This window comes from Saccharopolyspora sp. 7B (genome assembly GCF_020177435.1).
GTDB classification, from domain to species: Bacteria; Actinomycetota; Actinomycetes; order Mycobacteriales; family Pseudonocardiaceae; genus Saccharopolyspora_C; species Saccharopolyspora_C gregorii.
The window spans coordinates 1-21,562 of sequence record NZ_JAIUKC010000134.1 but is presented as its reverse complement, the minus strand read 5'-3'; the positions used below and the strand labels follow the sequence as shown (position 1 = coordinate 21,562).

Annotated in this window: 19 protein-coding genes and 3 tRNA genes; 12 read left to right on the top strand and 10 right to left on the bottom strand. The window is 72.1% G+C overall.

From position 1 onward, the window contains the following. Positions 1-224 precede the first annotated feature (224 nt). The 3 genes from LCD33_RS20775 to LCD33_RS20765 all read right to left on the bottom strand — a co-directional run bounded on the left by LCD33_RS20775 (position 225) and on the right by LCD33_RS20765 (position 2,503). Entirely contained in the window at positions 225-938 is a 714-nt protein-coding gene (locus LCD33_RS20775; RefSeq protein ID WP_224966627.1) for a Crp/Fnr family transcriptional regulator, read from the bottom strand. 324 nt (positions 939-1,262) lie between these two features. After that, the gene (locus LCD33_RS20770) at positions 1,263-2,072 is read right to left on the bottom strand and encodes an ergot alkaloid biosynthesis protein (protein ID WP_224958544.1); all 810 of its coding nucleotides are present in this window, start codon (positions 2,070-2,072) and stop codon (positions 1,263-1,265) included. Then, positions 2,069-2,503, bottom strand: coding sequence for a nuclear transport factor 2 family protein (locus LCD33_RS20765; protein WP_224966628.1), 435 nt, complete (start codon positions 2,501-2,503; stop codon positions 2,069-2,071). Before LCD33_RS20765 ends, LCD33_RS20770 begins: the two co-directional genes overlap by 4 nt. A gap of 129 nt (positions 2,504-2,632) precedes the next feature. Between LCD33_RS20765 and LCD33_RS20760 the strand changes: the two genes are divergently transcribed. Next, positions 2,633-3,460, top strand: a complete 828-nt coding sequence (locus LCD33_RS20760; protein WP_224958543.1) for a helix-turn-helix transcriptional regulator — start codon at positions 2,633-2,635, stop codon at positions 3,458-3,460. 438 nt (positions 3,461-3,898) lie between these two features. Further along, positions 3,899-4,540, top strand: coding sequence for a phosphatase PAP2 family protein (locus LCD33_RS20755; protein WP_224958542.1), 642 nt, complete (start codon positions 3,899-3,901; stop codon positions 4,538-4,540). A 25-nt stretch (positions 4,541-4,565) separates the two neighbouring features. Here LCD33_RS20755 and LCD33_RS20750 read toward each other — a convergent pair whose 3' ends face one another. Continuing rightward, positions 4,566-5,195 carry a YigZ family protein gene (locus tag LCD33_RS20750; protein ID WP_224966629.1) on the bottom strand — a complete coding sequence of 210 codons (630 nt, stop codon included), beginning with the start codon at positions 5,193-5,195 and terminating at the stop codon, positions 4,566-4,568. Positions 5,196-5,379: 184 nt separating this feature from the next. On the opposite strand from LCD33_RS20750, the gene LCD33_RS20745 reads away from it, so the two are divergent. Continuing rightward, on the top strand, positions 5,380-5,580 hold the full coding sequence (locus LCD33_RS20745; RefSeq protein WP_224958540.1) for a hypothetical protein: 201 nt from the start codon (positions 5,380-5,382) through the stop codon (positions 5,578-5,580). Positions 5,581-5,645: 65 nt separating this feature from the next. Here the strand turns inward: LCD33_RS20745 and LCD33_RS20740 are convergent, their stop codons facing one another. Beyond that, the gene (locus LCD33_RS20740) at positions 5,646-6,767 is read right to left on the bottom strand and encodes a 5-methyltetrahydropteroyltriglutamate--homocysteine S-methyltransferase (RefSeq protein ID WP_224958539.1); all 1,122 of its coding nucleotides are present in this window, start codon (positions 6,765-6,767) and stop codon (positions 5,646-5,648) included. A 185-nt stretch (positions 6,768-6,952) separates the two neighbouring features. Here LCD33_RS20740 and LCD33_RS20735 point away from each other — a divergent pair, with 185 nt between their 5' ends. Further along, on the top strand, positions 6,953-8,083 hold the full coding sequence (locus LCD33_RS20735) for an FAD-dependent monooxygenase (protein WP_224958538.1): 1,131 nt from the start codon (positions 6,953-6,955) through the stop codon (positions 8,081-8,083). A gap of 114 nt (positions 8,084-8,197) precedes the next feature. Here the strand turns inward: LCD33_RS20735 and LCD33_RS20730 are convergent, their stop codons facing one another. The 4 genes from LCD33_RS20730 to LCD33_RS20715 form a co-directional block, all read right to left on the bottom strand. After that, the gene (locus tag LCD33_RS20730; RefSeq protein WP_224958536.1) at positions 8,198-9,028 is read right to left on the bottom strand and encodes an aldo/keto reductase; all 831 of its coding nucleotides are present in this window, start codon (positions 9,026-9,028) and stop codon (positions 8,198-8,200) included. A 269-nt stretch (positions 9,029-9,297) separates the two neighbouring features. Next, entirely contained in the window at positions 9,298-10,509 is a 1,212-nt protein-coding gene (locus LCD33_RS20725; RefSeq protein ID WP_224966630.1) for an MFS transporter, read from the bottom strand. Positions 10,510-10,862: 353 nt separating this feature from the next. Next, positions 10,863-12,578 carry a cytochrome c oxidase subunit I gene (ctaD, locus tag LCD33_RS20720; protein ID WP_224958534.1) on the bottom strand — a complete coding sequence of 572 codons (1,716 nt, stop codon included), beginning with the start codon at positions 12,576-12,578 and terminating at the stop codon, positions 10,863-10,865. Positions 12,579-12,770: 192 nt separating this feature from the next. Further along, positions 12,771-13,337 (bottom strand): TetR/AcrR family transcriptional regulator, encoded by a 567-nt coding sequence (locus LCD33_RS20715; protein ID WP_224958533.1) that lies wholly within the window; start codon positions 13,335-13,337, stop codon positions 12,771-12,773. Between the two features lie 101 nt (positions 13,338-13,438). Here LCD33_RS20715 and LCD33_RS20710 point away from each other — a divergent pair, with 101 nt between their 5' ends. The 3 genes from LCD33_RS20710 to LCD33_RS20700 are packed head-to-tail and all read left to right on the top strand — an operon-like array spanning position 13,439 to position 18,299. Beyond that, on the top strand, positions 13,439-15,052 hold the full coding sequence (locus LCD33_RS20710) for a carboxyl transferase domain-containing protein (RefSeq protein ID WP_224978167.1): 1,614 nt from the start codon (positions 13,439-13,441) through the stop codon (positions 15,050-15,052). Between the two features lie 54 nt (positions 15,053-15,106). Further along, positions 15,107-17,146, top strand: a complete 2,040-nt coding sequence (locus LCD33_RS20705) for a biotin carboxylase N-terminal domain-containing protein (RefSeq protein ID WP_224978171.1) — start codon at positions 15,107-15,109, stop codon at positions 17,144-17,146. Position 17,147: 1 nt separating this feature from the next. Beyond that, on the top strand, positions 17,148-18,299 hold the full coding sequence (locus LCD33_RS20700; protein ID WP_224978166.1) for an acyl-CoA dehydrogenase family protein: 1,152 nt from the start codon (positions 17,148-17,150) through the stop codon (positions 18,297-18,299). A gap of 147 nt (positions 18,300-18,446) precedes the next feature. Here the strand turns inward: LCD33_RS20700 and LCD33_RS20695 are convergent, their stop codons facing one another. Then, a complete protein-coding gene (locus tag LCD33_RS20695) occupies positions 18,447-18,959 on the bottom strand; it encodes a hypothetical protein (protein WP_224958530.1) in 513 nt (170 codons plus the stop codon). Positions 18,960-19,582: 623 nt separating this feature from the next. Here LCD33_RS20695 and LCD33_RS20690 point away from each other — a divergent pair. The 5 genes from LCD33_RS20690 (at position 19,583) to LCD33_RS20670 (ending at position 21,484) form a co-directional block, all read left to right on the top strand. Beyond that, positions 19,583-19,822 carry a hypothetical protein gene (locus LCD33_RS20690; RefSeq protein ID WP_224958529.1) on the top strand — a complete coding sequence of 80 codons (240 nt, stop codon included), beginning with the start codon at positions 19,583-19,585 and terminating at the stop codon, positions 19,820-19,822. A gap of 462 nt (positions 19,823-20,284) precedes the next feature. Next, positions 20,285-20,899, top strand: coding sequence for a ScbR family autoregulator-binding transcription factor (locus tag LCD33_RS20685; RefSeq protein WP_224958528.1), 615 nt, complete (start codon positions 20,285-20,287; stop codon positions 20,897-20,899). A gap of 316 nt (positions 20,900-21,215) precedes the next feature. Continuing rightward, positions 21,216-21,288 (top strand) — tRNA-Glu (locus tag LCD33_RS20680). Between the two features lie 16 nt (positions 21,289-21,304). Then, a tRNA-Asp gene (locus tag LCD33_RS20675) sits at positions 21,305-21,381 on the top strand. A gap of 29 nt (positions 21,382-21,410) precedes the next feature. Next, positions 21,411-21,484: transfer RNA gene (locus LCD33_RS20670), tRNA-Phe, on the top strand. Positions 21,485-21,562: the final 78 nt, after the last annotated feature.

Here is a 21,562-nt window from a genome sequence, read left to right as displayed (position 1 = left end):
GACTCGGGCAACGCCTGCCACCGCGACCCCGTCCTGGCGGTGGCGCATTTCGAGGTGTGCCGCGGGACGCTTCCGCACGCCCCTTCGCCCCCTCGACGATGCGGTGCGCGGAAGGAGGTCACCCTTGCCCTGATCGGTCTCTTTCCGAGGTGATTCGAGCACCCGCGGTCACTGATGATGACACTGCCGCGTGATGGCCGAAAAGAACACGCACGAATGCGGGTTCAGTTGGAATAATCGGCGATTTCTCGGAGCTTGGGGGGATTCGTCACGATGATGCGCCGGTAGCGCCGTTCGATGACTCCGCGCTCGGCGAGGTCGCGCAGCGCTTTCTGCACCGTCCGCAACCGCACTCCCGCCAGCGTGGCCAGTTCGTCGTGGGTCAGCGGCGGCCCGATGCGCCAGCCGCCCTCGGGGTCCTGCTCGCCGTAGGTGTCGACCGCCTCCACCAGCAGCCGCGGCACCCGCTGCGTCGCCGACAGGTTCGCGTTGTCGATCCGGCGGCGGTTCGCCCAGCGCAGCCGAGCGTTGACCATGAGCACCATCGCGACCGCCGCGTCCGAGTGCTCGTGCAGGAACCGGCGGAAGTCCGCCGACTTGATCAGCCGGGTGCGGGCGTGCGAACCCGCGATGACCGTCGCCGACCTCGTGCGCTGCTCCAACGCGGCCATCTCCCCGACCAGGTCACCGCCGAAGCGGATGCCCAGCAGCGTCGTGCCGCCGACCTCGGACAGCGCCAGCACCTTCGCCGAACCGCTGAGCAGCAGCACCACGTGCGTGCTGTCGTCGCCCTGCCGCAGGATCTTCTGCTCCGCCTCGAAGATCACTTCCGAGCCGAGGGAGAGCAGGGCCTGCCTGGTTTCGCGGCGCAGCCGGGCGAGCAGGCTGAACTCCGTCCATCGCGCCTGTGGTGGATCAGTGATGACCGCTCCTCCCAACGGGGCGCGAGGTGCGATGACCTTTTCGGCCGAACCCGGGTTCGGCCGACCCGCGGTGCATCGACGGGCGCCGGTCCCCGTTCATTCTGGAACCGGTGAACGGGGGCGGTCACCGCTGACCGGGTGACCGGTTCCGCGGTGGCCGAAAACCCCGTTGCCCCGCGCAGGTTCTCGATTCAGCCGGGATCCTCACCAATCCGGTCGCCGAATTGGGCGGATCCGCGCGACACTCACCCGTTCGCACCAATGGCAGTTCTTTTTTTGGAATATGCATTCGGATTGTTCGGGCGGGCGGGCCCGGTGGACCAGGGCCGCCCGCCGGAATCAGACGAGCGTGCCGGAATGCGCGAGGGCGAATTCCCGCAACGACCGGGGCGCCCGCCCGGTGAGCTCCGCGACCGCGCCGGTCACCAGGTCCTCCTCCCCGTTCCGGATGCCCCGGTCCACCGCGGCCAGGGCCGTCGCGAACGGCTCCGGCATCCCGGCCGCGCGGAACACCTCGCGACGCTCGGACGTGCGCACCGGGCGGTGCCGGACCGGGCGGCCGGTGACCTCGGCGAGCACCTCGGCGACCTCCGCGTAGGACAGCGCCTCCGGGCCGGTCAGCAGGTGCTCGCCGGACACCGCGGGATCGGTGAGCGCCCGGGCTGCCACCGCGGCGATGTCCGCGGCGTCGATCCAGCCGAGCTTGCCGTCCCCGGCCGCGCTGACCAGCTCGCCGCGCTCCCGCAGCCCCACCGCCAGCGGGTGGTCGCCGAGCAGGTTCTGCATGAAGCCCGACGGCCGCAGCACCACCGGCTCCGGCATCGACCGCACCGCCGCCACCAGCTCGGCCACGCCCGGCGCGTCCGGCAGCACGATCAGCGAACCCAGCAGCACCACCCGCCGCACCCCGGCGGCGCGCGCCGCGGCGAAGAACGGAACCGCGAACCGCATCGGCTCCAGCTCGGCCGGCGGCGGCACCAGGTAGACCGCCCGTACCCCGTCCAGCGCGGGCGCGAACGTGCTCGGCTCGGCCCAGTCGAAGCGCACCCGACCGGGGCCGGGGTTCCGGGAGGCGACGGTCGCGTCCGGCAGCAGCCGGGACAGCGGGCGGCCGGTGGTGCCGGTCCCGCCGATCAGCAGCGCGCTCACTCCGCCCCCTCCAACGCCGCGACCAGCGCGGGCAGCTCACCGGCGGCCTTCGCCGCCAGCACCGGGCTCCAGTAGTCCCGGTAGTGCGCGATCAGCCCGTCCACCACGGTCAGCACCGCGATGTAGGGCATGACGTACGGCTCGCCGGTGCGCACCGTGCGGCCGTGCGCGGTGAACTCGGCGATCACCGTCCGCGGGTCCGCCGTCTCGTGCAGCTCGAAGGCGGGGAACCCGGTGATGTCCACGCGGTCCGGGTAGTCCGCCAGGTACTCGCGCATCCCCTCCCGCCCGTCGACGCGGGCGGGGGTGCCGCACGCGAACGGGGCCTCGAAGACCACGTCCGGCGCGAGCAGGTCGATCGCGCCCGCCATGTCCTCGGCGAGCAGCAGTGCGGTGAACCGGTCGATCACGTCGGCCGGTGAGTTCGGCACGGGCACGGGTCCTCCTTCGTCGGTGGTCGCCGTCCACGTTCGGCCGCTCGGCGCCTCGCGGGCACGTCCGGCCGAACCCCGGACCGCCGGTCCGTGGATGCGGGTCGCGGGCCGTGCCAGGCTGGCGCCGTGGGCAAACGAGACCTGGGCGCGTTCCTGCGCAGCCGCCGCGAGTCGCGCGCGCCCGCGGCGGCCGGGGTGGTCGCCGGGCCGCGGCGGCGCACTCCGGGCTTGCGGCGCGAGGAGGTCGCGGCGCTGGCCGGGGTGTCGGCGAACTACTACGAGCGGCTGGAGCAGGCCCGCGGTCCGTACCCGTCGCCGCAGGTGCTGGACGCGTTGGCGGCCGCGCTGGGGCTTTCCGCCGCCGAGCGGGACCACCTCGGGCGGCTCGCCGAGCACGCCCCGGCGAGTCCCGAACCGGCCGCGGAGGTGCCCGTCGAGGTGCGCCGGCTGCTGGACCGGCTCGGCCCGGTCCCCGCCTACGTGCTCAACGCGCGGCACGACGTGCTCGCCTGGAACCCGGCCGCGGCCGCGCTGCTGGTGGACTTCGCGGCGCTGCCCCCGGCGGAGCGCAACGTCCTCCGGTTGTCGATGGAGGGCGGTCCGCTGCGGTGCGAGCCGTCCGGGGACGGGTTCACCCGGCACGTCGCCTCCGAGCTGCGGCAGGCCGTCGCCCGGTACCCGGGGGACCGGCGGCTGGCCGAGCTGGTGCGGGAGTTCGCCGCGCACGACCCGGAGTTCGCCGCGCACTGGCGGGAGCAGGAGCTGGGCACCGCCGCCGCGGTGCCGAAGCGGATCCGACACCCGCGGCTGGGTCTGCTGGACCTGGAGCTGCAGGAGCTGCGGGTGCCCGGGCACGACCACCGGGTGGTGCTGCTGACCGCGGAACCCGGCTCGGCCTCGGCGGCGAAGCTGGAGTCGCTCGCGTCCGCGCCCCGGCTGCGGGCGGTGCGGTAGCGGCGGCGGAGCCGGCGTCCAGGAGCGAGCAGCGGGCCCGGCATCGACGATGGTCCCGTGCGCGGACCCGCCGGGCGCTCCACCCGTGCCCACGGAACCGGTCACGGCCCGCGCACAGGCCACGGGTGGTCGGGGGTCCCGTGCGCGCGACGACCTCCGCCCCGTGCGCACCCGCGCTGCGCACGCGCTCCGGCCGCTGAGCACGCTGGCCGGGACGGCGACCCGCCCCGCGCACGCGACGCAGCGCCGATCGCAGAGCACGGTCGAACCGCCGCGCGCCCGCGCGGGCGCGCGCGAACCACACTGCCCCGCCCCCGGCGGCCCGACCGGTCATCCGCGGAACGGCCGCGACCCGTCGCGCCGCCACCACATCGGCACTCCCGTGGGTGATCATGGAAGCGGTGCGCCGGACCCGGCGCGGGCGAGCGGGGAGGCGCGATGGCGGAGATCGACACCGGCACGACCGGGAGCGCCGGTCTCGACGGCCCGGCACCCGCGCCTCGGGCGGACCTGGTGGCCCGGGTGCTCACCGAGGTGTGCTCCCCGGCGGTGATCGTCCTGCTGCTGCCGGTCGCGGTGGCCTGGCGGGCGACGCACGCGCCCGGCCCGGCGCTGGGGTGGGGCGTGTTCGTGGCGTTGACCAGCAGCGTGCTGCCGATGGCCGGGATCATCGCCGGGTCCCGGGCCGGGTGGTGGGACGGGCACCACGTGCGCGACCGCGAGGGGCGGCTGATCCCGTTCGTGCTGCTGATCTCGTTGAGCTCGCTGGGGCTGGGCGTGCTGGTGCTGGCCGGGGCGCCGCGGCTGGTGGTGGCGCTGGACGTGGCGATGCTGGCCGCGCTGCTGGCGATCGGCCTGATCACGGTGTGGTGGAAGGTGTCGGTGCACACGGCGGTCGCGGCGGGGGCGGTGGCGATGCTTGCGGTGGTGTACTCGGCCTGGTGGTTGCTGCTGTGGGGGCTGGCGGCGGCCGTCGGCTGGTCCCGGGTGCGCTTGGGCGACCACACCCCGGCGCAGGTGGTGGTGGGCGCCGTCGTCGGCGTGCTGGCGGGGGCCGCCGGCTACCTGCCGACGGCCTGACCGGCACCCGTTCGGACCGGCGGTCCTACGGGCGCGGAACGGGGACCTCGGCGTGCACCACCTCGCCGAGGACGGGTTCCGCGGCGCCCCCGGTGGCCTCGGCGAGCCAGTGCCGGAAGTCCTCGACGTCGTCCGCGGGCACCTCCACCACGAACCGCACTCGGTCCGAGTAGTCCACATCGGACACCGAGAATCCGTGCGAGCGCAGGTCGTTCTCCAGCTTGCCCGCCACCAGGTAGTCCACCGTGGTGGACACCAGCCGCATCGGCCGCAGCTCCGCCAGCCCCACCTGCTCCAGCGCGGCCGACACCGCGCCGCCGTACGCCCGCACCAGCCCGCCCGCGCCGAGCAGCGTGCCGCCGAAGTACCGCGTCACGACCGCCACCACCCGGGTGAGCTCGTTGTGCCGCAGCACTTCCAGCATCGGCACCCCGGCCGTGCCCGCGGGTTCGCCGTCGTCGTTGGAGCGCTGGGTGCGGCCGTCCGCGTCCAGCACGTACGCGGAGCAGTGGTGCCGGGCGTCGTGGTGCAGCTTCCGGCGCAGCGCGACGAACTCCCGCGCCTGCTCCTCGGAGTCGGCGCGGGACAGCGCGCACAGGAACCGGGACCGCTTGATCTCCAGCTCGAATTCCCCTGATCGCCGGATTGTGCGCACCCGCGCCCCTTCCCGTTCGCAACGCTTCTACCTGCGGTTATCGTGATGTCAATCACTGAACAAGATCGTTCTGCCCGTGCCGGGCGCCTTTCCTGGGGTCGATACCGCAGGTCACGGTGTTCAGCCGCACGTCACTCGGACGCGGTTTTCCGTTCCGCGGCCACGGCACGTAACGTCGACCCCCATGGAGCAGTCATCGAGTCCGCTGGAGCCTGGCACCCGGGTGCGTGCCTCGTTCGGCCGGTTCCGCGATCAGGTCGGCACGGTGGTGGAGACCGCCTCGGGGCTTCCCGAGGTCTTCGACGGCCCAGTGCTGTGGGTCCGGTTCGACGGGAACGAGGAGCCCGGCCTGGTCGCGGGCCGCTTCCTCGAAGCCGCCGCCTGATCCCGCGCCGCGCGGGCGCCGCCGGTGGCGGAACCGGCGTCCCGCCACCGACCGACCCGGGGAACTCAGCCCCACACCTCCTGGGCGGTGCGCACGACCAGGCTCAGCTTGGCGACCTGCTCGTCGTGGCCGAGGGCGTTGCCCTCCTGGGTGGAGGCGAAACCGCACTGCGGTGACAGGCACAGCTGGTCCAGGTCGATGTACCGGGACGCCTCGTCGATGCGCCGCTTCAGGTCGTCGGCGGATTCCAGCTCACCGCTCTTGGTCGTGACCAGCCCCAGCACCACGTGCTTGCCCTTCGGCACGAAGCGCAGCGGTTCGAAGCCGCCGGAGCGCTCGTCGTCGAACTCCAGGAAGAAACCGTCCACGTCGAGCTCGTTGAACAGCGCCTCGGCGACGAAGTCGTAGCCGCCCTCCGCCACCCAGGACGACCGGTAGTTGCCGCGGCACAGGTGGGTGGTCACCGACATCGACTCGGGGCGGGAGCCGATCGACGCGTTGATCATCTCGATGGTGCGTTCGTGCTCGTGCTCGGCGTCCTCGCCCCGCTCCCGCAGCTTCGCGCGCTGCCGCGGGTCGTTCAGGTAGGCGAGGCTGGTGTCGTCGAGCTGCAGGTAGTGGCAGCCGAGCCCGGCCAGCGCGTGTACCTCGGCGCGGTAGGCGGCGGCCAGGTCGGCGCGGAACTCGGCGAGGTCCGGGTACACCTCCGGGTCGATCGAGGCCCGGCCCGCGCGGTACTGCACCATGCCCGGCGACGGGATGGTGAGCTTCGGCGTCGCGGTGCGGGTGCGGTCGGCCAGCGAGGTGAACGCGTCCTCGAAGATCGTGTGCTCCAGCCCGACCTTCTCGCCGATCCGCATCTCCGGGGTGGCGAACTCGACGTCCCCGTCGGCGTTGTGGAACTTGACCGTCAGCTCCGAGTCGTCGACCCGGTCGATGCCGCGCAGCTGGTACAGGAAGTCCATGTGCCAGGAACCGCGGCGGAACTCGCCGTCGGTGGCGCTGGAGAGGCCGATCTCCTCCTGCATGGCGACCACGTCGGTGATGGCCTCGTCTTCGACGCGCCGGAGCTCGTCGGAGCCGATGCGGCCGGCCGCGAACTCGTCGCGGGCCGCGAGCAGGTGGGGCGGGCGGAGCAGGCTGCCGACGTGGTCGGCGCGGAACGGTGGTGCGACGCGAGGACTCATGCTCCCGCAACCTACTTCCCCCGCGGACGGGGTGACGGGGCCCGCCTGCCGCCCAGTGGATTAACCTCTCGCATTACTCCGTTCGAGAGATGTTCATCACTGTATGTGAGGACCGACAACTCGGATTTGTAGGACTGTTGGCTAAAATCGGCGAGCCAGCCAGCTTCGCAGGACGGATGGATACGATGCGCGTTCTCGTCATCGGAGCCGGGATCGGTGGCCTCGCCGTGGCCAAAGGTCTCATCGACGGCGGTCACGACGTTGCGGTCTTCGAGCACGCCGACGCGCTGCGCGACGGCGGCGCCGCGGTCACGGTGTGGAGCAACGGCACGGCCGCGCTGGGCCAGCTCGGCGTCACCCTGGAGGACGTGGGCCGCCAGCTGCACAGCCTGAAGTCCATCACCGACTCGGGGCGGCTGCTCTGGGAGGCGGACTTGGCCGACGTCACGGAGCGTCTCGGCTCGCCCACCATCGAAACCCCGCGCCGGCTGCTCACCGGCAAGATCGCCGCGGCGCTGCCCGAGCACGTGCTGCACTTCGGGCGCCGCTGCATCGCCGTCACCGAGACCGCCGACCGCGTCGTCGTCGACTTCGACGACGGCACCAGCGCCGAGGGCGACCTGGTGATCGGCGCCGACGGCCAGCGCTCCGTGGTGCGCCGCGAACTGCTCGGCGGCGGGCCCGCGCGGCACACCGGCTGGGCCAGCTGGCAGGGCCTCACCCGCAGCGACGTGCCGGTGGCGCACGGGCACCAGACGGTCAACATCGCCGGCCGCGACGCGCACTGCGGCCTCATCCCCGCCGGGGGCGGCCTGCTGCACTGGTGGTTCGACCTGCCGTGGCGCCAGGGCGACGAGGCGCTGTCGCTGCGCGACCTGCGCCGGATGTTCACCGGCTGGCCCGAGCCGGTGGGGCCGCTGCTCGCCGAGGTCGGACCGGACGACCTCGGCTTCTTCCCGCACATCCGGCACGTCGTCCCGCGGGTGTGGGGCGGTCCGCGCAGTACCCTGCTCGGCGACGCCGTGCACGCGATGCCGCCCGCCGTGGCGCAGGCGGCGAACCAGACCCTCGAGGACGCCTGGCTGCTGTCGCACCGGCTCGCGGACGTGGCGGGGGAACCCGGGCCCGCGCTGCGCGCCTACGAGCAGGAGCGGCGCTCCCGGGTGCTGAAGGTGTCGCGCACCGCCGCGTTCACCTCGGCGCAGCGCAGCACCCCGCTGCAGCGCGTCGGCCGGTTGCCGAAGTGGATCGCCACCCGCAGCCAGGTCGCGTCCCTGCGCTCCGGCAGCACCGTCCTGCGCCCCGTCCCGGCCTGACCAGCCTCCTCGGCTGCTGCCGGGGGTCGCGGAACCCCGGCGGACGGGCACGACGCGTCCCGGACGTGCGAAAGCCCGCCCGGCGCGTGGCCGAGCGGGCTTCCGGATGCGGGATCAGGCGCCGAAGGCGTCCGGGTCCGGGCCGACGCGGGTGCCGGTGTCCAGGCCCGCGATGACCGCCAGGTCGTCGTCGGCGAGCTCGAAGTCGAACACCTGGATGTTCTCCCGGATGCGCGACGGCGTCGCCGACTTCGGGATCACCACGTTGCCCAGCTGCACGTGCCAGCGGAGCACGATCTGCGCCGGGCTCTTGCCGTACTTCTCGGCCAGCGAACCCAGCGTCGGGTCGTCCAGCAGGCCCTTGCCCTGGCCGATCGGGCTCCACGCCTCGGTGAGGATGCCGTGCTCGCGGTGGAACGCGCGCAGGTCGCCCTGCTGCAGGTTCGGGTGCAGCTCGATCTGGTTCAGCGCGGGCACCACGTCGGTCTCCTCGAACAGGCGACGCAGGTGCGGGATCTGGAAGTTCGACACGCCGATGGACTTGGCGCGGCCTTCGCCGTGCAGCTTCTCGAACGCCCGCCACGTGTCGACGTACTTGTCCTGCCCGGCTGCGGGCCAGTGGATCAGGTACAGGTCGACGTAGTCCAGGCCGAGCTTGGTGAGGCTGTCGTCGAACGCCTTCAGCGTGCTGTCGTAGCCCTGCTGGTCGTTCCACAGCTTGGTGGTGACGAACAGGTCCTCGCGCCGCACACCCGAGTCGGCGATGGCCTTGCCGACGCCTTCCTCGTTGCCGTAGGCGGCCGCGGTGTCGATGCTGCGGTACCCGGCCTCGATCGCGGTGGCCACCGGTTCGATCACTTCGTCCGGCGGCACCTGGAAGACGCCGAACCCGAGCTGCGGGATCTCCGCGCCGGTGTTGAGCGTGAGGTTCGGAACCTGGGTCATCTACTCGTTCCTCCGAAAGGTCGAACGTTGCCAGGAGCGACCCGCGACCTCGCGGATCACCTACTCCGTGCAACCCGCTGCTCCGGTCGCGGATTCCCGGCCCAGGGCGTCCTCCATCACAGCACGCGCCGGGGCGGGAAGCCATCCGTCGACCAGCGGGTTCCGCCCGGCGCGGCACATCCGCCGCATCCGCCCCCGCGGTTCCGGGACCGGACCCGGACGTGCGAAGGGGCCGGTCACCGGGTGGGTGACCGGCCCCTTCGGTGCCGTCAGCGGACCGGGGCCTCCGCGGCTTGCTCGACCTCGGCCCGGTGCGAGGCCACGACCTCGCCGGAGCGGGGCGCGCGGTCCAGCCAGCCGGACAACAGCGCGAATCCGAGCCCGACCAGCGCCAGGATCGCGCCGACCCAGCTGGGCGCGGTGAGCCCGAAGCCGCCCGCGATGACCAGCCCGCCCAGGTAGGCGCCGAGCGAGTTGGCGATGTTGAACGTGGACTGGATGCTCGCCGACCCCAGCGCCGGGGCCTCCTTGGCCTTGTCCAGGATCCGCGCCTGGATGCTGGGGATGGCGGCGAACCCGGCCAGCCCGACCGCGAACACGTTGATCGCGGTGAGCACCATGCTGTGCGAGGTCACCAGGAACGTCGTCAGCGTCACCGCCAGCAGCGCCAGGAAGACGTACAGCGTCTTCATCGGCGCCCGGTCGGCGAGCCGCCCGCCGATGATGGTGCCCGCGGTCATGCCCACGCCGAACAGCGCCAGCAGCGCGGTCGCCATCGTGGGGCTGAAGCCGGTCACGTCGGTGAGCAGCGGCTTGATGTAGCTGTAGAAGGAGAACGTGGCGGCGAAGCCGAACACGACCACCGCGAACGCCAGCCACACCTGCGGCCGCTTGAAGGCGACGAGCTCGCCGCGCAGGCTCACGTCGGTCGGCTTCGGCTGCTGCGGGACGAGCAGCGCCACGGCGATCAGCGCGATCACGCCGATGACGGCGACGACGCCGAAGGTGAACCGCCACCCGAGCGCCTGCCCGAGCAGGGTGCCCAGCGGCACGCCGACGATGTTGGCGACGGTGAGGCCGATGAACATCATCGAGATGGCCTGGGCCCGCTTGTCCCGAGCGACGAGTCCGGCGGCGACGACGGCGCCGACCCCGAAGAAGGTGCCGTGCGGCAGGCCGGCGATGAACCGGGCCGCCAGCAGCGTGCCGTGGGTGGGGGCGAACGCGGAGGCCAGGTTCCCGACGACGAACAGGGCCATCATGCTGATCAGCATCGTCTTGCGCCGCACCCGCATGCCGCCCGCGGTGAGCAGTGGCGCGCCGACGACGACGCCCAGGGCGTACAGCGAGATGTAGCCGCTGGCGTCGGGCAGCGACACGTGCAGGTTCGAGGCCACTTCTGGCAGCAGCCCCATCATCACGAACTCGGTGGTTCCAATGCCGAAAGCTGCGATGGCCAGGGCCAACAGGGCAATGGGCAAGGAGGTCTCCTGAATCGAAAGTTCCGGACCGGGTCAGCGCCCCGAACTCGCCTCCCGGGGACGTCGAGGGTCCCCGCTGTTCAGGCGGTCGTCGGTGTTCGGAGCTCTTTCTCAGGAAGACCGGCTGTCGCTGGCGGCTCCCCGGACGCGTTCAACACTAGGCCCCGGGGACGGTGTTCCCGGCGGGACTATGAAGCGGACCACTGCCGCGCGGGCCGGTTTCCACTCGTTCGGTTCAGCGTGAACGCGCCACGGGGAAGATCGTCGCCAGTGGCGGCGCCGTTACGCGGTTGAAACGATTTGTGCGAGGTCAGCCGAGTGCTCCGCGCCGGTTGTGCAGTGTGCCCAACGGTTCATTCGTCCTTCGAGGACAGTTCGCGCGGCGCTCCGCCGACGTACGCCTCGGTTTCCAGCCGGTCCAGCATGTGCGGGTAGTGCAGTTCGAACGCGGGCCGGGGCGAGCGGATGCGCGGCAGCTCGGTGAAGTTGTGCCGCGGTGGCGGGCAGGACGTCGCCCACTCCAGCGAGTTGCCGTGCCCCCACGGGTCGTCCACGTTCGCCACCGTCCCGTACCTGGAGCTCTTGAACACGTTCCACAGGAACGGCAGCATCGAGGCGCCCAGGATGAACGCCCCCACCGTCGAGGCCACGTTCATCCCGGTGAACCCGTCGCTCGGCAGGTAGTCGGCGTAGCGCCGCGGCATGCCCGCCCCGCCCAGCCAGTGCTGCACCAGGAACGTGGTGTGGAAGCCGAGGAACGTCAGCCAGAAGTGCAGCTTGCCGAGGCGCTCGTCCATCATCCGCCCGGTCATCTTCGGGAACCAGAAGTACATCCCGCCGAACACCGCGAACACGATGGTGCCGAACAGCACGTAGTGGAAGTGCGCCACCACGAAGTACGTGTCGTGCACCTGGAAGTCCAGCGGCGGCGCCGCCAGCAGCACCCCGGTGAGCCCGCCGAGCAGGAACGTCGCCAGGAACCCGAGGGCGAACAGCATCGGCGTCTCGAAGGTCAGCTGGCCCTTCCACATCGTTCCGATCCAGTTGAAGAACTTCACCCCGGTCGGTACCGCGATCAGGAACGTGGTGAACGAGAAGAACGGCAGCAGCACCGACCCGGTGGCGAACATGTGGTGCGCCCACACCACCACCGACAGCACCCCGATGAGCAGCGTCGCGAACACCAGCCCGATGTAGCCGAACAGGGGTTTGCGGCTGAACACCGGGAAGATCTCGGTGACGATGCCGAAGAACGGCAGCGCCACGATGTAGACCTCCGGGTGCCCGAAGAACCAGAACAGGTGCTGGTAGGCGATGGCCCCGCCGGTGGCCGGGTCGAACACGTGCGCCCCGAAGTGCCGGTCCGCCAGCAGCCCGAACAGCGCCGCGGTCAGCACCGGGAACGCCATCAGGATCAGCACGCTGGTGACCAGGATGTTCCAGGTGAACATCGGCATCCGCCACATCGTCATGCCGGGCGCCCGCATGCACACCGTCGTCGTGATCATGTTGACCCCGCCGAGGATGGTGCCCAGCCCGCTGACCAGCAGCCCCGTGATCCACAGGTCGCCGCCGAGACCCGCGCTGTAGGTGGACCGGGACAGCGGCGCGTACGCGGTCCAGCCGAAGTCCGCGGCTCCGCCCGGCAGCAGCAGGCCGCTGAGGACCATCAGGCCGCCGAACAGGAACAGCCAGTAGGAGAAGGCGTTGAGCCGCGGGAACGCCACGTCCGGCGCGCCGATCTGCAGCGGCAGGATGATGTTCGAGAAGCCGAAGACGATCGGCGTCGCGAACAGCAGCAGCATGATCGTGCCGTGCATGGTGAACAGCTGGTTGTACTGCTCCTGGGAGAGGAACTGCAGCCCGGGCTGGGCCAGTTCGCCGCGGATGAGCAGCGCCATCGCGCCGCCGATGATGAAGAACCCGAACGCGGTGGCCAGGTAGAGCTTGCCGATGGCCTTCGGGTCGGTGGTGCGCGCCCAGCTCACGAACTTCGGGGACTTCCCGGAGCCGGGGGTGCTGGACGGGCGCGTCGGGATCGGCGACGGCCGTGCGCGCAAGGTGGCCATGCCTGTGTCCTCCGGGTCGCCGCGGCCGCTGTTCGGGCCGGGCGGCCCGGGCACCGGAACTCGCCCGGCGCGGCCTCGGCGTTCAGTGTTGGCGCGGCTCGCCGGCCCTGCAATCCGGTGCACTCCTCCGGACGGATGACGGTGCGCCCTGGCGGGTGACGGCATCCCCGCGCGCTGGGCGGGAGGCGGTGGTCAGCTCAACGCGGCGATGGCCATCCGGTGCAGCAGTTCCGCCATGTCGGTGCGGTCGAGGTGGGTGCTGTACGGCGTGGAGTTGATCAGTCCGAGCACCGCGTGCACCGACGCCCGCGCGGTCGCCCGGTCGAGTTCCGGCCGGGTCCGCAGCAGCACGTCCACCCACACCTCGACGTAGCCGCGCTGCGCCTCGCGCACCCGGTGCCGCTCCGCGGTGGCGAGGCTGTCCAGGTCCCGCAGGTGCACGGTGATCAGCGCGGGGTTGGTGAGGGCGAACTCGACGTGCCTGCGCACCAGCTCGTCCAGGGCCAGCCGCGGGTCCGCGGTGGCGTCCGCGCGGCTGCGCCCGGCGTCGAGCAGCCGGTCGCTGATGCCGGTGAGCATTTCGGCGAGCATCGCGTCCTTGCCGCGGAAGTGCCGGTACAGCGCGGGCCCGGAGATGCCGACGGCCCGCCCGATGTCGTCCATGCCGACGCCGTGAAAGCCGTAGCGGGCGAACAGCTCGGCCGCCGCGTCGAGGAGCTGCGCGCGGCGGTTCGGGCGTTCGGTGGCCGGTCCGGTCATCGGAGCAGATACTAGACGCCGAAGTTAGCCGCCGTTAACATCGCCAGTGGTTAACGATGACTAACTCGCGGTCGACGCAGTCCGGAGCAGGAGGAACGCCGGTGGATGCACCCGTCCTGACCAGCGCGCTCGACGTCGCGGCCGACCGGCCCGCGCGGTTCGCCGCCGAGCACGCCGCGCTCGTCGCCGACCTCGACGCCCGGCTCGCCGAAGCACGCCTCGGCGGCCCGGAGAAGTCCCGGCGCAGGCACGTCGAACGCGGCAAGCTGCTGCCCAGGGACCGGGTGGACGCGCTGCTCGACCGCGGATCCCCCTTCCTGGAGCTCTCGCCGCTGGCCGCCCACGAGCTCTACGACGGCGACGCCCCCTCGGCCGGGATCATCACCGGCATCGGCCGCGTCGCCGGCCGCGAATGCGTGATCGTCGCCAACGACGCCACCGTCAAGGGCGGCACCTACTACCCGATGACGGTGAAGAAGCACCTGCGCGCCCAGGAGGTCGCGCTGCACAACAACCTGCCGTGCCTGTACCTGGTGGACTCCGGCGGTGCGTTCCTGCCCAGGCAGGACGAGGTGTTCCCGGACCGCGAGCACTTCGGCCGGATCTTCTACAACCAGGCCACCCTGTCCGCCCGCGGCATCCCGCAGATCGCGGCCGTGCTCGGTTCCTGCACCGCGGGCGGCGCCTACGTGCCCGCGATGAGCGACGAAGCGGTGATCGTGCGCGAGCAGGGCACCATCTTCCTCGGCGGCCCGCCGCTGGTGAAGGCCGCGACCGGCGCCGAGGTCACCGCGGAGGAACTCGGCGGCGGCGACCTGCACTCCCGCACCTCCGGGGTCACCGACCACCTCGCCGAGGACGACGCGGACGCGCTGCGCATCGTGCGCTCCATCGTCGGCACCCTCGGCCCGCGCAGCCCGCGGCCCTGGGACGTGCGGCCCGTCGAGGAACCACTGGTGTCGCCCGACGACCTCTACGCGGCCGTGCCCACCGACAGCCGAACCCCCTACGACGTGCACGAGGTCATCGCGCGGATCGTCGACGGCAGCCGGTTCCAGGAGTTCAAGCGGGACTACGGCACGACGCTGGTCACCGGGTTCGCCCGGCTGCACGGGCACCCGGTGGGGATCGTGGCGAACAACGGCATCCTGTTCGGCGAGTCCGCGCTCAAGGGCGCGCACTTCGTGCAGCTGTGCGACAAGCGCTCGATCCCGCTGGTGTTCCTGCAGAACATCTCCGGGTTCATGGTCGGCCAGGAGTACGAGGCGAGCGGCATCGCCAAGCACGGCGCGAAGATGGTCACCGCCGTCGCCTGCGCGCGCGTACCCAAGTTCACCGTGGTCATCGGCGGCTCGTTCGGGGCGGGCAACTACTCGATGTGCGGACGGGCGTACTCGCCGCGGTTCCTGTGGATGTGGCCGAACGCGCGGATCTCGGTGATGGGCGGGGAGCAGGCCGCCTCGGTGCTGGCCACCGTGCGCCGCGACCAGTTCGACGCGCGCGGCGAGGACTGGCCGGCCGAGGCCGAGGACGAGTTCAAGCAGCCGATCCGGGACCAGTACGAGGCGCAGGGACACCCGTACTACTCGACGGCCCGGTTGTGGGACGACGGCGTGATCGACCCGATGCAGACCAGGTCCGTGCTGGGCCTGGCGCTGTCGGCGGCGGCGAACGCGCCGCTGGAGCCGGTCGGCTACGGCGTCTTCCGGATGTGACGGCCGCTCCGGGCTCGGTGGCGGTTCCGCAGCGGTGAACAGGACGAGGTGAGCGTGGTGGTCGAGGTCGGCGCGGAGGTGGCCGCAGGAGCGGTCGGACCCCGGATCGACGCGGTGCTGGTGGCGAACCGGGGGGAGATCGCGGTGCGGGTGATCCGCACCCTGCGCGAGCTGGGCATCCGGTCGATCGCGGTGCACAGCGACGCCGACCGGGACGCCCGGCACGTAGTCGAAGCCGACACGTCCGTCCACATCGGACCGAGCAGTGCGGCGGAGAGCTACCTGTCGGTGCCGCGCGTCGTCGAAGCCGCGCTGCGCACCGGCGCGCGGGCCGTGCACCCCGGCTACGGGTTCCTGTCCGAGAACGCCGAGTTCGCCCGCGCCTGCGCCGACGCCGGGCTCGCCTTCATCGGCCCGCCCGCCGCCGCGATCGAGGCGATGGGCGACAAGATCCGCGCCAAGGCCACCGTCACCGCCGCCGGCGTGCCCGTCGTACCCGGCCGCAGCGAACCCGGCATGACCGATGAGGACCTGGTCGCCGCCGCCCGCGAAGTCGGCTACCCGGTGCTGCTCAAACCGTCCGCGGGCGGCGGCGGCAAGGGCATGCGCCGCGTCGAGGACCCCGCCGACCTGCCCGCGCAGATCGCCGCCGCCCGCCGCGAATCCGGCGCCGCGTTCGGCGACGACACCCTGTTCGTGGAGCGGTTCGTCGCCCGCCCCCGGCACATCGAGGTGCAGGTCCTCGCGGACGCGCACGGCGGCGTCGTGCACCTCGGCGAACGGGAGTGCAGCCTGCAGCGCAGGCACCAGAAGATCGTCGAAGAGGCCCCGTCGGCGCTGCTCGACGAGCCCACCCGGGACCGGATCGGGCAGGCCGCCGTCGCCGTGGCGCGGTCCGTCGGCTACGCGGGCGCGGGCACCGTCGAGTTCATCGTCTCCGCCGACCGGCCCGACGAGTTCTTCTTCATGGAGATGAACACGCGCCTCCAGGTCGAGCACCCCGTCACCGAACTCGTCACCGCCGTCGGCGAGCGCCGCGGCCTGGACCTCGTCGAGCTGCAGGTGCGGATCGCCGCCGGGGAACCGCTGCCGTTCGCCCAGCAGCACCTGCGCATCGACGGGCACGCGGTCGAGGCCCGCGTCTACGCCGAAGACCCGGCGCGCGGCTTCCTGCCCAGCGGCGGCCGGGTGCTGGCCGTGCACGAACCGGCCGGGGTCCGGGTCGACTCGGGCATCGCGGCGGGCGGCACCGTCGGCTCCGACTACGACCCGATGCTCGCCAAGGTGATCGCCTGGGGCCCGGCGCGCGCCGACGCGTTGCGCAGGCTCGACGCCGCGCTCGCCGAGACCGCGGTGCTCGGGGTGATCACCAACGTGGCGTTCCTGCGGGCGCTGCTGGCCCGGCCCGAGGTGCTGGCCGGGGAACTCGACACCGGGCTCATCGAGCGGAACCTGGCCGAGCTCACCACCGACCCGGTGCCGCCCGAGGTGCCGGTGGCCGCCGCGCTCGCCGGCCTCGCCGCCGCCGAACCGGACCCGAGCACCGCGGACCCGTGGGACGTGCCCGGCGGCTGGCGGCTCGGCGAACCGGCGTGGAGCACCTGGCGCTTCGCCGACGCCGAGGTGCGGTTGCGCGGCCGGGCCTCCGACGCGGAAGTGCTGCTCGACGGCGAACCGAGCCGGGCGAGCGCGTTCCTGCACGGCGACCTGCTCACCGTCACCCACCGCTCCCGCACCCGCCGGTACCGCTGGGCGCGGGACGGCGACACCACCTGGCTCGCCGCGGACGGGCGCACCTGGGCCGTCACCGAGCACCGGCTGCTGGCCGAACGCGCCGAACGCGGCGGCGGCTCCGGCGGCACCGTCACCAGCCCGATGCCGGGCACGGTGCTCGCCGCCGAGGTCACCGCGGGCCAAGAGGTCCGCAGAGGACAGACGTTGTTCGTGGTGGAGGCGATGAAGATGGAGCACACCGTCGTCGCCCCGTTGGACGGGACCGTCACCGAGGTCACCGCCCGCCCCGGCCAGCCGGTCGCGCTCGACCAGCCGCTCGCCGTGCTCGCCGCCCGTCCCGCCGAACCCGAGGAGAGCTGACATGATCGACCACCGCCTGGGCGACGAGCACGAAGCCCTCCGCGACTCGGTGCGCGCCTTCGCCCGCAAGGAGGTCGCCCCCGTCATCGGCGACTACTACGAACGCGAGGCCTTCCCGTACCCGCTGGTGCGCACCATGGGCTCGATGGGCCTGTTCGGGCTGCCCATCGCCGAGGAGCACGGCGGCATGGGCGGCGACTACTTCGCGCTGTGCCTCGCGCTCGAAGAACTCGCCAGGGTCGACTCCTCGCTGGCGATCACCCTCGAAGCCGGGGTTTCGCTGGGCGCCATGCCCATCGCCCGCTTCGGCGACGAGGAGCAGCGCCGCACCTGGTTGCCGAAGCTGTGCACCGCCGAGGTCCTCGGCGCGTTCGGCCTCACCGAACCCGGCGGCGGTTCCGACGCCGGCGCCACCCGCACCACCGCCGTCCTCGACGGCGACCAGTGGGTGCTCCACGGCTCCAAGGCGTTCATCACCAACTCCGGCACCGACATCACCGGCTTCGTCACCGTCACCGCCGTCACCGGCAGCAAGCCCGACGGCGGCAAGGAGATCTCCACCATCATCGTGCCGTCCGGCACCCCCGGGTTCCACGTGGCGCCGAAGTACTCCAAGGTCGGCTGGAACGCCTCCGACACCCACGAGCTGTCCTTCGACGACTGCCGGGTGCCCGCGGCGAACCTGCTCGGCGAACGCGGGCGCGGGTACGCGCAGTTCCTGTCCATCCTCAGCGAGGGCCGCGTCGCGATCGCCGCGCTCGGCACCGGACTCGCCCAGGGCTGCGTCGACGAATGCCTGCGGTACGCGGGTGAGCGGGAGGCGTTCGGCCACCGCATCGGCGAGTACCAGGCCATCCAGTTCAAGATCGCGGACATGGAGCTGCGGGCCAACAACGCCCGGCTCGCCTACTACGACGCGGCGTCCCGGATGCTGCGCGGCGAACCGTTCCGCAAGCAGGCGGCGCTGGCCAAGCTCACCTCCTCCGACGCCGCGATGGACAACGCGCGGGACGCCACCCAGATCTTCGGCGGCTACGGGTTCATGAACGAGACGCCCGTCGGCCGCTTCTACCGGGACGCGAAGATCCTGGAGATCGGGGAGGGCACCAGCGAGGTCCAGCGCATGCTCATCGCCCGGGAACTGGGTCTCTGAGCGCTCCTCCCGCGGTCCGGACGTGGAACCGCCGGTGGAGGCGGTCGGGGGTCGCCTCCACCGGCGGAGTTCGGGGACTGCTTCGGAACGGTCGGGGGTCGGAGGCCGGAACGGGGTCAGCGCCGCCCGGACACGGCCGGGACGGGATCAGCGCAGCCGGCCGCCGCGCGGAATGGTGATCTCGGTGTCGGTTTCGTCGCCGTAGGCGTACGCGTAGGGGTCGTACTCGGGCTGCTGGCCGTAGCCGGCCGGCTCGTAGCCCGCCTCCTGCTGGGGCCAGGCCGGGGTCGCGTCCGGCTGCGGCTGCTGCTGGGGCTGCTGCTGAGGTCGGGCTACGCCGTGCGGGGGTTCCGGTGCCGGTTCGTCGGACTGCGACAGGTGCTGCATCACCCAATCCCTCGCCAGCGCGCCGGGCGACGTGCCCTGGCGGGCGGCGAGCTCCTTGAGCTTCTCGTTGGCCATCAGCGGCAGGCGCAGCTGGTAGACCTCGGCACCGCCGAACCCGCGGCCGGAGCCGGTGGTTTCGAGGTCTTCCTTCGGGGCCAAGGCCGCGAGGTACGAGTCGAGCTCGTGATCCGGTTCGTTGGCCTGCTGCTGGTTCGCGGACTTGCTCCGCGCGTCCTGCTGCCGGCGTCCGGTCTTCATTCGTCCTAGAGCCACGCGCACACGATAACGGTTCCGTTGCGAAACCTGGAGTGGCTGTGTCCGATCCGCCGATGGCGTGTCGGCGAGCGCCGGGCGACCCCGGGCAGCGGAGGACCCCCACGCCAGGGGGAGGAGCGCGGGGGTCGGAGGGGATCTCCACAGTCGCTGACCGGGGGTGGGTCAGCTCCACGATTGTGGCACGGCGACCCCGATTTCGGGAGGGACCAGCGGCGAAGTCGGCTACTCGACGTCGCCTGGACCGCTTCCGGACCGGGCCGTGTCACCCGGTGGGCGGGCACCCGGCACCCGACCGGGGGCGGCCGTCTTCCACCGGTGCGCGCGGTCACCGGTTCCGCCGCTACGCATCTGGACGGAGCAGCCGGTGCGACCGTCCCCGCGGTGCGGGGTCTCCGCGGGACCGCCCCCGGCCGCGCCCGCGAGCCGGGTCGACCGGCGGATCACGGTCCGTTCCACAGTGGACGACCATCCGGTTCGGCTGGGACGGTCGGCGCCTCCCCAGTGGAGAGAACCACGGCCCCTTGATTACTCAGCGTCTCACTCGAATCACTCTGTGGGGGGCTGCGGCTGTGCACAAGCTGTGGATAACCTGCGGCCGAAACCCGAGCCGGGGAGGCGTCATGTACGGGTCGTTGGACGTGCGGAAGTTCCTGTCGCAGCAGGAAGAAGGCGTTGGTCGAGCATCCTCGGTGGTACCCGCGCCGCGCAGCGGCGAGCCAGCCGGGATCACCGACGAACAAGTGCACCGGGCGCGGGTCGCGGTGGCCCGCGGCTCCGAGGGCGCCGAGGACTGCCGGCTGCTGCTGGACATGCTCGGGCTCGTCCCGGACGAAGAGGGCGAGCCGCCGGTCACCCGCTGACCGGGCTCGGCGAGTGCGTGCGGCGGCACGGACGGGGCTGCGGTCCGCCCAGCGGCGCGGGGTCGCTCCGGATCGTCCTGCTCGACGGTGATGTCGCTGGACACGGGCTTGGTGGTACCGGAACCGCGGATCGGCGCGGGGCGGTGGCGAGCGAACGGGGCACGGCCGCGCCGGGGTTGTCTTCCCGCGAGGTCGGGCACCCCCCGGTGGCTCGCCTCGCGGGAAGACGTGAGCCCGGCGTGGGGCTCGCGCAAAACATACCGTGCGGTTTCTTTCGCGTTCCCTCCAGGTCACCGGTCGGTTCCGGCAAGATCACCGGTGGGACACGGGAACGGCGGATGGGCACCCGTGGGGCTGGCGCGGTAACTTCGCGTGGCGCAGTTGATCATCCTTTCGTGGGCCGTGTCGCCGATCAGGTGAGCGTTGAGACATGGTCGACGTCCCAGCCGCCGGAGCCGTCCCATGCCCCAGCAGCGTCGGGCGCAAGTCACCCGCCGTGCCATCGTCATCGCTGCTGCCGAGGAGTTCGACCGCGCCGGCTATGACGCCACCCCGCTCAGCGCGATCCTGCGGCGCAGCGGTGTCACGAAGGGCGCCTTCTACTTCCACTTCCCGTCGAAGGACGCCGTCGCGTCCGCGCTGATCCGCTTCCAGGCGCAGGTCTGGTCGAAGATCTGGCAGCGCTGGACGGGGCGCGGCCTGGACCCGCTGAGCACCGCCGTCGAACTTGTCGACGAGGTGATCCGCATCCTGGAGCGCGACGTCGTGGTCCGCGCCGGCGCGCAGCTGGCGATGCGCGACCAGGAGACGGCGGCCCGCTGGGAGCAGCTGCTCGGCGGCCTGTTGCGGCGCTCCGCCGAGCACGGCCTGCTGCGGCCCGAGATCGACCCGGCCGCCGCCACCCGAGTCCTGTACGCGACGCTCGTCGGCGTCCGGGTGCTCAGCACCGGCCGGGCCATCGGCGCAGCCCAGCAGACCGGCGAGATCTGGCGCATCGTGCTCGGCGGCATCGCGACCGCCGACTGGCTGCGCGACAACCCCTCGGTCCCGACGGCCGCCCCGCGCACCACGAGCTGAGACCGCCGTCACAGAAGCCCGTTCTCCGTCCCGAAGCCCCGCCCGAGGCCCCCGGCGGCCGGTTCCGGCCCCGCGCGGCCTTTGGCGGGCGGCCGGCCTGCCTCCCAACGTTCGGGTGAAAAATACTGGTCAGGCAGCTATGGTGGGCGGCGGGCGCGGTCCCCCGGGAGGGCGCCGGGCCGTGCGATGCGGCTTAAGGGACCCCCCTGTGCAAGGCCGCTGAGCGTGTGTCGTAAGCTTTCATCACTGCCAACGGGGCGCCCCGAAAGGGAAAAGCCGGTTGGAGGTAAGGCCGGGTCGGTTTCGAATCGGCCAAGCCCCCATCGTCTAGCGGCCTAGGACGCCGCCCTTTCAAGGCGGTAGCGCGGGTTCGAATCCCGTTGGGGGTACGCAACAACAGAACATGGCCCAGTGGCGCAGTTGGTTAGCGCGCCGCCCTGTCACGGCGGAGGTCGCGGGTTCAAGTCCCGTCTGGGTCGCCAGAGCGATCGGCTGAGAGCCGGGTCGCCACGGCCAGGTAGCTCAGTTGGTACGAGCGTCCGCCTGAAAAGCGGAAGGTCGGCGGTTCGACCCCGCCCCTGGCCACGCTCAAGAGCTGGCACAAGCAAGCCCCACCGGATTCCGGTGGGGCTTGTTTCGTCTTGGGGTGGGGGGCTGGTGGGG

Excerpts from the sequence above, each read along its gene's own strand:
- LCD33_RS20755 (WP_224958542.1), top strand. The coding sequence starts at position 3,899 with ATGGCGGAGATCGACACCGGCACGACCGGGAGCGCCGGTCTCGACGGC.
- LCD33_RS20745 (WP_224958540.1), top strand. The coding sequence starts at position 5,380 with ATGGAGCAGTCATCGAGTCCGCTGGAGCCTGGCACCCGGGTGCGTGCC.
- LCD33_RS20740 (WP_224958539.1), bottom strand. The coding sequence starts at position 6,767 with ATGAGTCCTCGCGTCGCACCACCGTTCCGCGCCGACCACGTCGGCAGC.
- LCD33_RS20735 (WP_224958538.1), top strand. The coding sequence starts at position 6,953 with ATGCGCGTTCTCGTCATCGGAGCCGGGATCGGTGGCCTCGCCGTGGCC.
- LCD33_RS20730 (WP_224958536.1), bottom strand. The coding sequence starts at position 9,028 with ATGACCCAGGTTCCGAACCTCACGCTCAACACCGGCGCGGAGATCCCG.
- ctaD (WP_224958534.1), bottom strand. The coding sequence starts at position 12,578 with ATGGCCACCTTGCGCGCACGGCCGTCGCCGATCCCGACGCGCCCGTCC.
- LCD33_RS20715 (WP_224958533.1), bottom strand. The coding sequence starts at position 13,337 with ATGACCGGACCGGCCACCGAACGCCCGAACCGCCGCGCGCAGCTCCTC.
- LCD33_RS20700 (WP_224978166.1), top strand. The coding sequence starts at position 17,148 with ATGATCGACCACCGCCTGGGCGACGAGCACGAAGCCCTCCGCGACTCG.
- LCD33_RS20690 (WP_224958529.1), top strand. The coding sequence starts at position 19,583 with ATGTACGGGTCGTTGGACGTGCGGAAGTTCCTGTCGCAGCAGGAAGAA.
- LCD33_RS20685 (WP_224958528.1), top strand. The coding sequence starts at position 20,285 with ATGCCCCAGCAGCGTCGGGCGCAAGTCACCCGCCGTGCCATCGTCATC.